13 protein-coding genes are annotated in these 13,654 nt (G+C 64.1%); 4 read left to right on the forward strand and 9 right to left on the reverse strand.

All coding sequences use genetic code 11. The annotated features are described in order from the left end of the window. Positions 1-7 precede the first annotated feature (7 nt). The 3 genes from MVA47_RS18770 to MVA47_RS18780 are packed head-to-tail and all read right to left on the reverse strand — an operon-like array spanning position 8 to position 3,341. Positions 8-1,384 carry a glycosyltransferase gene (locus MVA47_RS18770; protein ID WP_247209288.1) on the reverse strand — a complete coding sequence of 459 codons (1,377 nt, stop codon included), beginning with the start codon at positions 1,382-1,384 and terminating at the stop codon, positions 8-10. Then, positions 1,381-2,406 (reverse strand): hypothetical protein, encoded by a 1,026-nt coding sequence (locus MVA47_RS18775; protein WP_247209289.1) that lies wholly within the window; start codon positions 2,404-2,406, stop codon positions 1,381-1,383. Before MVA47_RS18775 ends, MVA47_RS18770 begins: the two co-directional genes overlap by 4 nt. Beyond that, complete coding sequence (locus tag MVA47_RS18780) at positions 2,403-3,341, reverse strand: WcbI family polysaccharide biosynthesis putative acetyltransferase (protein WP_247209290.1); 939 nt, start codon at positions 3,339-3,341, stop codon at positions 2,403-2,405. Before MVA47_RS18780 ends, MVA47_RS18775 begins: the two co-directional genes overlap by 4 nt. Before the next feature lie 131 nt (positions 3,342-3,472). On the opposite strand from MVA47_RS18780, the gene MVA47_RS18785 reads away from it, so the two are divergent. After that, positions 3,473-4,564, forward strand: coding sequence for a glycosyltransferase (locus MVA47_RS18785; RefSeq protein ID WP_247209291.1), 1,092 nt, complete (start codon positions 3,473-3,475; stop codon positions 4,562-4,564). An 81-nt stretch (positions 4,565-4,645) separates the two neighbouring features. Beyond that, the gene (locus MVA47_RS18790) at positions 4,646-5,506 is read left to right on the forward strand and encodes an LLM class F420-dependent oxidoreductase (RefSeq protein ID WP_247209292.1); all 861 of its coding nucleotides are present in this window, start codon (positions 4,646-4,648) and stop codon (positions 5,504-5,506) included. Between the two features lie 73 nt (positions 5,507-5,579). Here MVA47_RS18790 and MVA47_RS18795 read toward each other — a convergent pair whose 3' ends face one another. The 3 genes from MVA47_RS18795 to MVA47_RS18805 form a co-directional block, all read right to left on the reverse strand. Then, on the reverse strand, positions 5,580-5,810 hold the full coding sequence (locus MVA47_RS18795; RefSeq protein WP_247209293.1) for a hypothetical protein: 231 nt from the start codon (positions 5,808-5,810) through the stop codon (positions 5,580-5,582). 125 nt (positions 5,811-5,935) lie between these two features. After that, entirely contained in the window at positions 5,936-6,589 is a 654-nt protein-coding gene (locus MVA47_RS18800; RefSeq protein ID WP_247209294.1) for an HAD family phosphatase, read from the reverse strand. A 37-nt stretch (positions 6,590-6,626) separates the two neighbouring features. Continuing rightward, the gene (locus MVA47_RS18805) at positions 6,627-8,462 is read right to left on the reverse strand and encodes a long-chain fatty acid--CoA ligase (protein ID WP_247209295.1); all 1,836 of its coding nucleotides are present in this window, start codon (positions 8,460-8,462) and stop codon (positions 6,627-6,629) included. 241 nt (positions 8,463-8,703) lie between these two features. Here MVA47_RS18805 and MVA47_RS18810 point away from each other — a divergent pair, with 241 nt between their 5' ends. Both MVA47_RS18810 and MVA47_RS18815 read left to right on the forward strand, forming a co-directional pair. Further along, on the forward strand, positions 8,704-9,411 hold the full coding sequence (locus tag MVA47_RS18810; RefSeq protein WP_247209296.1) for a YoaK family protein: 708 nt from the start codon (positions 8,704-8,706) through the stop codon (positions 9,409-9,411). A gap of 184 nt (positions 9,412-9,595) precedes the next feature. Beyond that, the gene (locus tag MVA47_RS18815; protein ID WP_247210904.1) at positions 9,596-10,393 is read left to right on the forward strand and encodes a crotonase/enoyl-CoA hydratase family protein; all 798 of its coding nucleotides are present in this window, start codon (positions 9,596-9,598) and stop codon (positions 10,391-10,393) included. A 9-nt stretch (positions 10,394-10,402) separates the two neighbouring features. Here MVA47_RS18815 and MVA47_RS18820 read toward each other — a convergent pair whose 3' ends face one another. The 3 genes from MVA47_RS18820 to pyk all read right to left on the reverse strand — a co-directional run bounded on the left by MVA47_RS18820 (position 10,403) and on the right by pyk (position 13,583). Next, the gene (locus MVA47_RS18820) at positions 10,403-10,888 is read right to left on the reverse strand and encodes a hypothetical protein (RefSeq protein WP_247209297.1); all 486 of its coding nucleotides are present in this window, start codon (positions 10,886-10,888) and stop codon (positions 10,403-10,405) included. 30 nt (positions 10,889-10,918) lie between these two features. Then, the gene (locus MVA47_RS18825; protein ID WP_247209298.1) at positions 10,919-11,800 is read right to left on the reverse strand and encodes an acyl-CoA thioesterase II; all 882 of its coding nucleotides are present in this window, start codon (positions 11,798-11,800) and stop codon (positions 10,919-10,921) included. A gap of 364 nt (positions 11,801-12,164) precedes the next feature. Then, positions 12,165-13,583, reverse strand: a complete 1,419-nt coding sequence (gene pyk / locus MVA47_RS18830) for a pyruvate kinase (RefSeq protein WP_247209299.1) — start codon at positions 13,581-13,583, stop codon at positions 12,165-12,167. Positions 13,584-13,654 lie beyond the last annotated feature (71 nt).

A 13,654-nucleotide genomic window follows, 5' to 3' on the forward strand; every position in this document is an offset into this window, starting at 1 on the left:
CGCAGGGCTACCAGCTCAACGACGGGTCATCCTCGGCGACAACGATTCCGACATCATCGGACTCGACATGCCGGACACCGAATAACATCTCGATCAATTCCCGAGTGGTCAGCCCTACCTCTTCCGACCATCGTCGCGACCTGTGTAGTGCACGCGACGACCACATCGTCACCAACGCCGTGGACCCCGAACCGAATTCGACATTCACCTGCCCGGCCGCACCGGGCGCCACCTCAGCGGTGAGGCGAGCGATGCTGTCTGCCGAGAAGACGACGCGGCCGGTCACCTCGACGACGAACCGGCACCGGGACAGCACCGCCGCGTCCGGCTCACCGAGACGAACACGGGAGTCATGAATACCCAGTTCGCGCAGTAGGTTGTCGGCGTCGAGTCCGGTCAACCACACTGCAGCGTCGACCCCTCTGAGCACGCTGGACACGGTGAGCAACAACGACGGCGCGGTATGGCCATCGGTCGAGACCAACACTGCCACGTCCGGAATCAGGTACCGCAGACCACTGGCTCTGGCGGCGGGATCGGTGAGCAACGGCACCAGGGCCAGTGCTTCGGCGTTCTTTTCCGCCGCACGGTCCGACACCGACCGCTCCGCCCAGTCAGGCCCGTCGTGCCAGGCCACCGCGGCGGGCTCGTGCGCAAATACCGCGCCCATCATGAAGGCCCGGTTCGCCAGTTCCCAGTCCTCTCCCCCGTACTGCACAAACGACTCGTCGAAACCCCCGATGTCCTCGAAAAGAGTACGGCTGCATGTCATCACGGCACTGAGCATGTATTTGTAGCCATCCCAGCCGGGCGTGAGAAGATTGAGAGTGCGGTCGTATCCATCCACCAACCAGTGCGGTTCGTGCTGGTGCGTTTGTTCCGTGTGTGCGTTGTCCGACAACCAGCTGACGACCGAGTCCGCGGTGACCTGCGCGAGGTCCGCGTGCTTACGCCTTCCGACGACGATGGTGTCCGGGGCCACCGCGGGCAATCGGACGGCCTGGCGGATGTAGTCGGGTGTGGGCACGGTATCGGCATCGAGGAAGCACAAGATCGACCCCGTGGACGACGACGCGCCAAGGTTGCGAGCCGCCGCCGCACGAAACCCTTTGTCCTCCTGGCTGACCACCGTCACCGACAACTTTGAGGTCCACTCGCCGACATCGGGAGTCTGCGCGGACCCGTCGTCGGCGACCACCACCTCCATCCGATTCGCCGGATATGTCTGCGCCGTCAACGCTTTCAGCACGAGGTTCAGCTGTCGTTGCTGGTTGTAGTACGGGATGACAACGCTCACCAACGGCCTATCCGGCGAGTTCTCGACGAGGTCCCACCGGTTGCCCGGCAGGATCATGCGTCCGTCGTCGAGAGGAATCGCGCTCACGCACTCCACCGCCGCAGTAGCCGCTCGTACGTCGTTGCCACGTCTGCGGGCGTCGGCATCGGCTTTGCCGACGAATCGATCCAGGTGCTCCCAGGATCGGCGAGGGCACGATGGATCGCGACGCGCAGCGAGTTGGTGTCGTCGGCGTGCAAGGCGACCACACCGGGTGACCGTGTCGCGATCTCCTCGGTGTACGCGGTCCGCGGTACCAGTGGCCGGCGGCCCGCCGAAATCCATGAGTTGATGGAGCCGGATGCGGACATGTGCCGGTGATAGGCCACCGGCACGGTGATCTCGGCTGCTCGCCTGCGTAGTTCGTCATCGGACAGGAAGCCGGTGATCTCGCACGGTCGACCCATGTCCGCCGCCATCGCCTCGAGTTCATCGGTGATGTGTTGATGGCCCGGTGACGGACGACCGAGGGCAACGAAGCCGACGGACGGATCAAGCCCCGACATCGCTTCCAGGGTTTCCGCATGCCCCTTACCCGGGTAGAGAAAACCGAGGACTCCGACCGTCAATCTTGCTGTTGGAACCGGCTTTTCGACACGAACATCGTCGAACATGAGCGGCACTACCTCGACCACGATGTCTCGGTCGATGAAGTCGGCGAACAGTTTCGCTTCATGGCGGCTCGACACGATCACCCCTGAGGCAGCTCGCGCCACCGACCGGTAGAACTCCACCCGGGCAGGCATGGCCTGTCCGTCCGATGGCTGAGGAAGGTCGTGCAGGGTCACCGACACGGGCCGACTCAAATCCTCGATCATCGACAAGACCGTGCCGCGGGCTTCGGCCGGCGTACGTCCGAACAGACGGTCTGTCACGTGCAGATGCACAAGCGCGCAGTCGTCCAACACGCCTCCGACATCAGTGGTCGGGTCGTCGACAAACGGGCCATCCAGGTGGTGAAGCCGATGGTCGGCACCCTCGGCTATCGCAGCATCGAAGACCGAATGCGCGTAGCGGACAACACCATGCGATCGAGGCCCGACGGCGAGGTGACCGATCGGTCCCGTCATGACAGACCCAATATCGAGACCAGCTCCCGGTACCGTTCCAGGGCCGCGTCGATGTACTCCGGATGGTCGGCGTACCAGAGCATTTGGCGTTTGTGTACATCCTCTTCGCTCACCGGCGCCCCATCCACCGACCACGAGCGCCGAGCGGCAGCCTGCACACCCAATGCCTCGATGACACGTTGTTCCAGCGGAGCCCGGGTGTTTCCGAGCAACTCGCGATCCGGCGCGGACGGCGCAGGTGCACCGAGTGCGTCGAGTATCCGCTGTCCGAGGACCATCAGCGTCCTGTTGCCGGGATGATTGATCGTGTGCGCAGCGTCTGCCCCCAGGTCGAGCAGGGCATCGGAGATCGAGACGTCGCAATGCCGGCTCTCACGAGCCGACAGCTGAGCGACACTCCACTGCGCCGCTTCACGAACACGTTCCGGCGTGACCTCGACGTCCCAGTCCTCGAAGGACTCTCGTCCGTCACGGGCCGCAAGAACAGTCCTGAGATCGTGGTAGGGAACGGCCGCCGGCACCGCAGCCGGGCTTGCCGGGTGCCTCACGATGACCTGGAACGGGAACAGCCCGCCGTAGCGGATCACCGGCCACACGATGCGCCGCGCCGACGGTGCCATCTCTGCCAGATCGGGACCGCCGATGGGCAGGCCCCGGTATCCCTCGCGCACCGGCTGCGACACGATGACAGCGGCCTGACGGATCAGATCTTCCACCTGCAGGATGTCGGAGGCCTCCAATTCGTGGACAGGGGGAACTCGGACCGTACGGTAAGGAAGTTCGGGCGAACCCGACAGGACGATGCGCAGTGCCTCGGCCTGACAGTTGCCCCACACGACCAGTATTTGGCGATCGTCCGTCGTCGCGGTGTCGGCAACACCGTAGAACTCTCCATAGTGCCGGGTACGTCCGTCCACTTCTGCCCTTCTGCTCACCGTCGTCGGACCCTGCATATCGGCTGGGCGCCGCGATAGTACGTTGATGTCAGGACGCATCTCCTCTCGAACAGCCGGGCGGGGTCGCCACATCTCCGGGTATCCGAATTGCGCACGAAGGAATCATCGACTTGATCACCGTCGCCTCGGTGCCCACCGGCCACCGCTATGTAGCCCACCTCGACGCCGACGAATCGCAGGTGAGACGGCTTCCCGACCCGGTGCCTGAGGGCGCCGACTCCAATGATCGCTGGTGGCCACCGCGGTGGCTCGAGCCCGCCTGGTTGAGCGACCACATCGATGATTTCGACGTGCTACATCTGCACTTCGGATTCGATTCCATCTCCCCCGGCCAGCTCCACCAGGTCGTCGACCTACTCCACCATCACAACAAACCGCTGGTGTTCACCGCCCACGACCTGCACAACCCCCACTTCCCGGACAACACGCTCCACCTCAAACAGTTAAAAGTCCTGGTGCGCGGCGCCGACGAGGTCATCACCCTGACTCCCGGCGCGGCCACGGAGATCGTCCAGCGCTGGGGCGTCGAGGCCACTGTCATCCCCCACCCGCATGTCGCACCTCTCGGCCTGATCGGCCGGCCTCGTGATCACAGATGTGATCTTGTGATCGGTGTCCACGCGAAGAGCCTGCGGGCCAACCTCGACCCGCTTGCCGTACTCGACGCCATCGTGACCTCGGCGGCGGGTCTCCCTGACACGCGTGTGCGGGTGGACTTGGACTCCCACGTCTTCGACCCCGGTGGCGATCAACGGACGGCCGACCTCGCCGCGATCATTACCGACTACGCAACCGGGCACGGTGTGGACCTGAGGATTCATGACCGGTTCGACGACAACGAACTCTGGCAGTACCTGACCGAAATCGATGTCAGTGTGCTCCCCTACCGATTCGGAACACATTCGGGATGGCTGGAAGCTTGCTACGACGTGGGGACCGCGGTGATCGCTCCAGACTGCGGCTACTTCGCCGATCAAAAGCCATGTCGAACATACGGTTTCGGATTGGGCAGATTCGATCCCACCAGCCTGACCGAGGCCTTGAGGGCCACACACGCCGAACGAGAGAGCACACCGGCAGCCAGCAGAGCCTCGAGAGGAATTGAGCGGCAGCGCATTTCGGCGATGCATGACGTTGTCTACTCACGTGCGCTCGCACAGTTCTCCGCAGCGACCGCCCGCACGGAACAAGCGATCGACTAGCATCGTCAACAGCAGATCTCGAATCACACCACGCGCTCATGAGCGCCGACGACGCCCTCGCGCGTCACCGAGGAGATGACCATGCAACTCGCAGGTGTAGGCGTATGGAGTTCGCAGTTGCGCTATGGCGATGCCGTTGAATCCGCAGAAGCTGCCGCCGAACTGGAGGACCTGGGATACACCGCACTGTGGATCCCTGACGTCGGGGGTCCGCTGTTCGACGCCGTGGAGAATCTTCTCGGAGCCACGAGCAAAGCCGTAATCGCAACGGGCATCCTCAACTTGTGGATGCACGAACCGGTGGACGTCGCCGCGAAATACCAGTCGCTGGTCTCTGCTCACGGAGAGCGTTTGTTGCTCGGAATCGGCGTGAGTCACGCTCCGCTGATCGACGCGGGCGACCCCGGCCGATACAAGAAGCCGCTGGCTGCGACCAAGGCGTACCTCGAGGCTCTGGACGCGACCGAACAGCCAGTCCCCGTCGACGCCCGCGTCCTCGCCGCGCTGGGACCAAAGATGTTGCACTTGTCCGCAACTCGCGCGAATGGATCACACCCGTACCTGGTCACACCCGACTTCACCGCCCGAGCGCGCGAGTCCCTGGGCACCGGCCCGCTACTGCTCCCGGAGCAGACCGCCATCCTGACCACGGACGCCGACCACGCCCGCTCGATCGGAACCGAGTGGCTGCGCAACTACCTCGGGCTGCCGAACTACGCGAACAATCTGCTGCGATCGGGTTTCACCGAAGACGATCTGACATCGGTCAGCGACCGGTTGTTCGACGCCATCATCGCGTGGGGCGACGAAGCCGCCATCGCCGCCCGGGTGCAGGAGCACCTTGCCGCCGGTGCCGACCACGTCTGTGTGCAAGTACTCGACACCGACCCCAAGGTGTACCCAAGGGAGCAGTGGCGTCGGCTGGCCCCCGCCTTGTTGTGACTCCGTGAGAAAAACCCGTCCGATCGTCGACGCAAAGCCGAATCGTGAATGATCGGGCGGGTTTTCCGGGTTGTCAGTCCGGTGGTTCGCCGGTAGCCGACCCCTGCGCGGTGCTGGTGTCACCACTCGGATCCGAGCCACTCGGATCCGAATCGCCGCTGTCACCGGGGTCGCTCTCGGTGATGGGTGGCCCTGCTTTGCCTGAGTCTGCGTGTTCCTGACTGATCTTCTCTTCCAGATCGTCGACGGTTTTGCCCGGCTCGTTGGTGCTGCCAGGCTGCTCGTTCGGAGGTGAATCGCTCATGCTGCCTTCCATTCGGTATGGACTCGACTGTTCTGGTGGAGGAGTCGAACCTCAGACGGGTACCCAATCGTGCGTATCAACCACATCACAGAGTGGTCAGTGCAGTCGACGCGCCCGTGGCGCCTTCACGCCAGTGCGGCGACGCGGTCCTCGGTGAGCCCGTCGAGATCGTCGAGCACAACCGCTGCCCCTGCGATGGCGTCCTGGGCCGGCGGGTATTCCGGCCGGGGCGCAGCGACGAGCACCAGTCCGGCGGCGGTCGCCGACCGCATCCCGTTCGACGAATCCTCCACCGCAACACACTCTGCGGGCTCGAACCCCAATTCCCGCGCCGCCGAGAGATAGACGTCGGGCGCGGGTTTACCCCGGCTGAGCTCCTCGGTGGACACGGTCACCGCAAAAAGATCGGTCCATCCCGCCGACCGCAGGACAGCATCGATGAGTTGCCGGGGCGACGAGCTGGCCAGCCCCAATGGCCACCGCCCGGCACACCGTCGCACTGCGTCATCGGCGCCCGGTAACACCGGCAGATGGTCTACATACCGCTCGACCATCTTGTTGATCACGATCTGCGCCACCTCCTTCGGTGGCTTGCCCACACCGAGGTCCTCACTCATGTACTTCGCCCACTCCGGAGTGCTCATGCCCATCAGTGCGGTCTGCGCCTCGTCGAGCCACATACCGCCGTGTTCGGCCACCACGTCCCGGCGCACCTGTTCCCAGATGGGCTCGGAATCGATGAGCACACCGTCCATGTCGAAGATCACTGCTGCAGTCACTGCACCATCATCGCCTGCGCGATGAGACCGCGCGCAGTCACCCGAGGTCGATGACTCCGGCACCCGGCGGGTTCGAGTAGAGATCGACGATGGTGTCGGCGTACTTGCCGGCGATCGGCTTGCGCCGCAATTTCATCGTCGGAGTCAGTTCGTCGCCGCCCGGGTCCCAGGCAGATGGCACGATCGCGAACCGTTTGACCTGCTCCACCCGCGACAACTTCGAGTTGCCTGCCTTCACCGCCAGCGTGACCTCTTCGATGATCTCGGGGTTCTCGGCAAGATCCGCGATCTGCGCCTCGGGGACACCCAGAGCTTTTGCACGCAACGTCGCGACGTCGGGATCAAGGACCACCAAGGCACTGATGTACGGCTTGTTGTCGCCGATCGCGACCACCTGGCTGATCAGCGACGAGGACGCTTTCACCGCGTTCTCGATCGTGCTCGGTGCCATGTTCTTGCCGGACTCATTGATGATGAGTTCCTTCTTGCGGTCGACGATTGTCAGGTTTCCCTCGTCGTCGATCTTGCCCACATCGCCGGTGGCGAACCAGCCATCGGCATCGATCGCCTCTGCCGTCTTCTCCGGCTTGTTGCGGTAACCGCGCATGACCATCGGAGCTCGGACCAGCACTTCGCCGTCGTCGGCCAGTTTGATCTCCACACCGTCCACGGGTTTGCCGACCGTGCCGACCTTCAGATTGTCCGTGGTCGTCTTCGTCGCAGCGCCGGTCGTCTCAGACAGACCCCACACCTCGATGACGGGAATGCCGATCCCGACGAAGAACTCGATCACCTCGGCCGGAATGGACGCCGCACCCGAGATGGCAACCTTCAGTTCGTCGAGTCCCAGCGCCGCACGGACTTTCGACAGCACGAGGGTGTCTGCCACGCGGTGCTGAGCAGAGAGGGCCCTGCCCCTCGGCGTGCCCGCCAAGTCGGCCTTGGCTGCTCGCCGGCCCACGTCGAGCGCCCAGCCCGCAAGCTTCTTCTTCACCGGGCTCGTCTCTTCGGCCAGCTTGCCTTCGATGCCGGCCTTCACCTTCTGCCACACACGGGGAACCCCGAAGAAGACGGTCGGCCGCACATCGGGCAGCGCTGAAGCGAACTCGCGCGGATCGGCCACCGAGGTGATCTGGATTCCACGCATCTGGCTGGCACCGTGAGATGACACCCGATCGGCGATGTGTGCGGCCGGCAGGTAGGAGATGATCCGGTCGTCGAATCCGAACTGCAGTTCGTCGGCCACCGACTCCGCCGCGGCGATCACGTTGCTGTGCGTGATCTCCACGCCCTTCGGAGGTCCCGTGGTTCCCGAGGTGTAGATCAACGTGACCAGGTCATCGGATTTCACTGCCCGCCAGCAAGCTTCGAAATCGAACTCCTCGTCGCCCTGGGCTTCCACGTCTTTGAGTTCGATGACCCCGTCAGCCGGACCGTCGACGGTGATGATGTGCTCGAGCGCCACGCCGGATTGTTTGATGACGGGCATGAACACCTGCTCGGTGATCACGATCTTGTTGGCGGCGTCGGTGAACAGGTACTCGAGCTGCTCGGGTGCGCTGGTGTTGTACACCGAGAACGGGATCGCTCCCAGGTGAACGATCGCGGTGTCGACGAGGTGGAATTCGGGGCGATTGGTCAACATCAGGCCGACGGTGTCGCCACGGCTGACGCCGAGACGCACGAGGCCTCGCGCGATCGCCTCGACCCGGCGCGCGTACTCACGCCAGGTGATCTCCTGGATTCCGCCCGGTGTTCGCAACGCGACGCGATCGGGATGCATCTTGGCGGTCTGCTGAAACGCTTCGGCCGTGGTGTGCACGGCGACTCCCGAAGCGTGGTGAAAGACGACGTCGGTGGTGTTCTCGCTCATCAGTTCTCCCGGCGGTTGGTCGCGACGCATCATGAACACGGCTGTGATCAGAATCTAGCGCTGCCGCGCCACTCCCGAAGGCGATTCGCCGATGACCCGACAAATCGGACAGCCGACATCCACCTGAAATGGGGCGACCACGACGCAGCACCTCCGACCCCCTGCCCGCGCCGCTTGGCACCCGGAGAGCGGGTCTCGGCCGTAACATCACCTCGGACAAACGATTCCGGGTGGGAGAACAATGCCGACGACCACGACGACAACGCTGCGGTTCGCGCTGCTCGTCACTTGCGCCAGTGGCTTTCTGGACTCGTACACATTCCTCGTTCGCGGCGGCGTGTTCGCCAATGTGCAGACGGGGAACGTCATCTTCTTCTTCATCAACCTTTCCGAACAGCACTACGCCGACGCTGTGGCCCGGATCTGGCCGATCGTCGCGTTCTTGCTGGGTGTCACGCTCTCCACCCACATCAAGACCGGGCGTCTCGACTCGGTGGTGGCCCATCCGATCCGATGGACGATGGGCATCCAGGCCCTCTCGTTGGCCGCCATCGGATTCGTTCCCGAGACGGTCCCCCACATGTACGTCACGGTGCCGATCTCCTTCATGGCCGCGATGCAGATCGAGCTGTTCCGCTCGATCGGCGACCTCAACTACATGGTGGTCGCGACCACCGGGAACATGATGCGCACCGTCGAGTCGGCGTACGGCGTCCTTACCACAAGATCGGAGACGTCCAAGCGCGCGCTTGCCGTCTACTCCAAAGTCATCGGTTCGTTCTTCCTGGGCGCTGCGGTCGGCGCGTTCGCGACGGAGTGGATGGGCGTGCACGCCGCCTGGCTGCCCGCCGGCTTTCTTGCCGTCACTCTTGCCTTTTTCATTCTCGACGAGCGCGATACGAGTTCGGGACCCGACGAGGACGCAGGTCACGGCGCTGCGGCAGTGTGAGCCCGCCCACCACTGACAGCTCCGGAGGGGTTGATGCCGGTCCATCGGGTCACGGCCTCGGGCGTACCCTCGAACCGAATACGCACCGAAGGAGATCCGAATGTCCTCGACCGATGCCACCTCACGACCCGCATCTCTGGCGATTGCCGCGGACCCTGAGACACGCCCCGCGGCTGACGATTCGGTGACCTACCGGGTGGAGAAGACACCTTTCGGTCCCATCGCGCATGTACAGCTCAATCGGCCCGACAAGCACAACGGACTCACCTTGCCGTTGCTCGCCGGGCTCACCAGAGCGGCCCGGCAGGCGGCCAAGGACCGCACCCTGCGCGCCGTCATCATCAGCGGCGCGGGCAAATCCTTCAGCGCCGGACTTGATTTCGCCAGCCTCCAGGGCAAAGAGAAGAGCATCTACCGGAACTTCATCCCGAACCTTGTGAAGGGCTCCAACGGTTTTCAGGACCCCGCATGGGAGTGGCGGCGGGTACCTGTCCCCGTCATCGCTGTGGTGCATGGCCATTGCTACGGCGGCGGACTGCAGATTGCGATGGGAGCCGACTTCCGGTTCGCCACGCCTGACGCCGACTTCTCCGTCTTGGAGGCCAAATGGGGATTGATCCCCGACATGTCGGCATCGGCCGCGTTGGCTCAGCTCACCAACATCGACGTCGCCAAGCGACTGACGATGACCGGCGAGATGTTCTCTGCCGACCATGCCCAGGAGATCGGACTCGTCACCGGCGTGGCCGAGGATCCGATGGCCGAGGCAATGGCATTGATCGAGAAGATCGCGTCCCGCTCCCCCGATTCGGTGGCGTCAACAAAATCGTTGCTCGAGAAGACGTGGTCGCGCTCTCCCCGGTTCTCGTTCCCGGTGGAGCAGGTACTGCAACTGCGGCTGCTGCGCGGCAAGAACCACGCCATTGCCCGTAAAGCCGGCATGAAGCGCACAACCCCGGAGTTCGTGGACCGGGAGCTCTGAGTCTTCCGCTCAGAACTCGAACGTGATGCCGCGTTCGAGCACACCCTCACTCGCCTCGTGCCGGACGGTTGTCCCGATCTCGACGACGTAGCGGCCGCGGCCCTCCGGTACCCCGGAGATCGCGAATCCGAGGCGGCATCGGTTGTCGGAGAGTTCGGGTGCACCGAGTGTGCCTTCTTCGAGAATGGTCAGCTCCTCGTCGAGGACGCGAACTCGCGCACCGACCTTGAGGTCTTCGAATTCGTTTGTGCCACCGCAGATGTCAGAGGATGACACTGCATATTGGCCGCCGGTGAGGACAACTTCGCCTTCGGCGGTGAAGTCGCGGCCCTGCACACCCCAGGCCATGGCACCGAGAGCGATGACGGCGAGCACAACACCGACGACGGAACTGGCGATGATGATCGGTGTCCGAGTGCGCCGTTGCCATGTGCGGGGCGGCAGATCAGGTCCTGGCGCCAGCCAATACTGAGGCGTCTGCTGCGCGGGATACATGGCTCAAGTCTGCCTCATCGGCGCGCCGGGTCAGCCGCGTGGCGGGAAGTACTTGATGAGGGCTTCTTGGACCACGGTCGTCGCCAGCAGTCCCTCGCGGGTGAAGAACCGTCCCGACGCCAGCCCTCGCGAGCCGGCCGCGACCGGCGACTCACTTGCGTACAGCAACCAGTCATCAAATCGGAACTCGCGGTGGAACCACATCGAATGATTGACGGTGGCTGCGAACAACCGGTCGATCCCCCAGGACAACCCGTGCGTTGTCAGGATCGAATCGAGCACTGTGGTGTCCGAGGCGTAGCAGAGTGCAGCGATGTGCAGGAGCGGGTCGTCGGGCATCTGGCCGTCGGTGCGCATCCACACCCGGTTGTGTTCCAGGGTGTCGCCTGATTCGCGCACTTTCCACGTGGGGTCGTTGGCAAAGCGAATGTCGATGGGATGCAACGCATTCACGAACATGGCGATGCGATCTTCGAACCCCTTGAAGTGTTCACCGAGGGTGGGCAGGTCCTCGGGGTACGGCACCTCGGGGATCTGAACCGAATGCTCCAGGCCGGCCTTGTTGTCCTGGAAGGCCACCAGCATGGACAGGATTTCTTCGCCGTCCTGCACAGCGGTGACCAGACGATTGGCGAACGGTTTTCCGTCTCGCAGACGGGTGACGTGGTATTCCAGCGGTTTGGTCACGTCGCCGCCCCGGATGAAATGCGCATGCAGCGCATGCACGGGCGTGGGCCGCGGAACACTGCGCCCGGCAGCCACCACACCTTGCCCGAGCAGCTGACCCCCGAATGTGCGCGGCCCCACCTCAGCGGGGTGGACGCCGATGAAGACGTCGGTCTCGCGTTCCTCCAGATCGAAGAGCGCCAGCAGTTTGTTCAGGTCGGACGTCGAGCCGGGGGCATCAGTCACAGGACGAATGCTAGCTGTGCCTGATGGCTCGCTCCGCTCGCGGGGCGACCGGCCTCAGTCGCGCGCTGTGCTGGTTTGGCTCGCTCCGCTCGCGGGCTGGTGGCCCGGGTCACGCGCTCTTCCTTCGTCGACTCAGTCGCTGCGCTCCCTCGCTCCTCTGTCCAGAGCACGCGGGGCCACCCGCGACAATCACTCGCTTCGCTCGCTCACTCATTAGTTGCGAGGGGGCACAGCGACCGATTCGACCCGGGAGGTGTGGCCGCGGTTGTTCTGGACTGCCGACGAACGAGCGCAGCGATGTGAGGAGAAGGGAAGAACAACCGCCCGGTGGCCACACCGACAAAGCGAGCGGAGCGAGCCAAACTCAATGGTCGTCTTCACCGATCCTGTGCACATGGATCAGGTTGGTGGTGCCGACGGTGCCGGGAGGGGCTCCGGCGACGATGACCACCTGGTCGCCGACCTTGAGGCGTCCGATTTCCAGGAGTGACTGGTCGACCTGGCGGATCATGGCGTCGGTGGAGTCGACGCGCGGGACAATGAATGTCTCTGTGCCCCAGCTCATTGCAAGTTGACTGCGCACCTCGGGCAGCGGGGTGAACGCGAGCAGCGGCAGTCGGGTGTGCAGGCGCGCAAGCCTGCGGACCGTGTCGCCGGACTGGGTGAACGCGACGAGGGCTTTGGCGTCGAGGCGTTCGCCGATGTCGCGGGCGGCGTAGGAGATGATGCCGCGTTTGGTGCGTGGGACGTGTGAGAGCGGTGGGACGTCGCGGGGTCCGCTTTCCACTGCCTTCACGATGCGGGCCATGGTCTGGACGGTTTCCATGACGTACTTGCCGACCGAGGTCTCACCGGAGAGCATGACAGCGTCGGCGCCGTCGAGTACCGCGTTGGCCACGTCTGACGCCTCGGCGCGGGTGGGTCGCGAGTTCTCGATCATCGACTCGAGCATCTGGGTGGCGACGATCACCGGCTTGGCGTTCTCGCGGGCCATCTGGATGGCCCGTTTCTGCACCAGGGGGACCTCTTCGAGGGGCAGCTCGACGCCGAGGTCACCGCGGGCGACCATCACTGCGTCGAACGCCAGGATCACGGCTTCGAGGTTGTCGATGGCCTCGGGCTTTTCCAGCTTCGCGATGACTGGAACCCGGCGGCCAACGCGATCCATGATCGTGTGGACGAGTTCGATGTCGGCCGGCGACCGCACGAACGACAGGGCGATCAGGTCGACTCCGAGCCTCAGGGCGAACTCGAGGTCGGCTTCGTCCTTGTCGGACATCGCCGGCACCGAGACGTTCATCCCCGGGAGGGAGACGCCTTTGTTGTTGCTGACGGGTCCGCCTTCGGTGACCGTGCAGATGACGTCGTTCTGGTCGATGTCGGTGACGGTCAGCCCCACCTTGCCGTCGTCGACGAGCAGTCGGTCGCCTGGGCGGGCGTCGACGGCCAGTTGCTTGTAGGTGGTCGACACGCGTTCGGCGGTGCCTTCGCAGTCATCGACGGTGATGCGGACCTGCTTGCCCGCGGGCCACTGCACCGGTCCGTCGGCGAACGTCCCCAACCGGATCTTCGGTCCCTGCAGGTCGGCGAGGATGCCCACCGCATGTCCGGTGGTGTCGGAGGCCTTGCGCACGCGGTCGTACATTTCTCGGTGGTCTTCGTGTTTGCCGTGGCTGAAGTTCAGCCGGGCCACATCCATGCCACTCTCTACCAACTCACGCACGCGCTCGTCGGTTGCAGTTGCAGGACCCAGGGTGCACACGATTTTGGTACGTCGATTCACTCCGCCGAGCCTAGTCCGCGCCGGCGATCTCCTCCACGTAAGCACCCAAGACGTCACGTGAAGTTACGTCG

This window comes from Williamsia sp. DF01-3, from assembly GCF_023051145.1.
Classification (GTDB): domain Bacteria; phylum Actinomycetota; class Actinomycetes; order Mycobacteriales; family Mycobacteriaceae; genus Williamsia.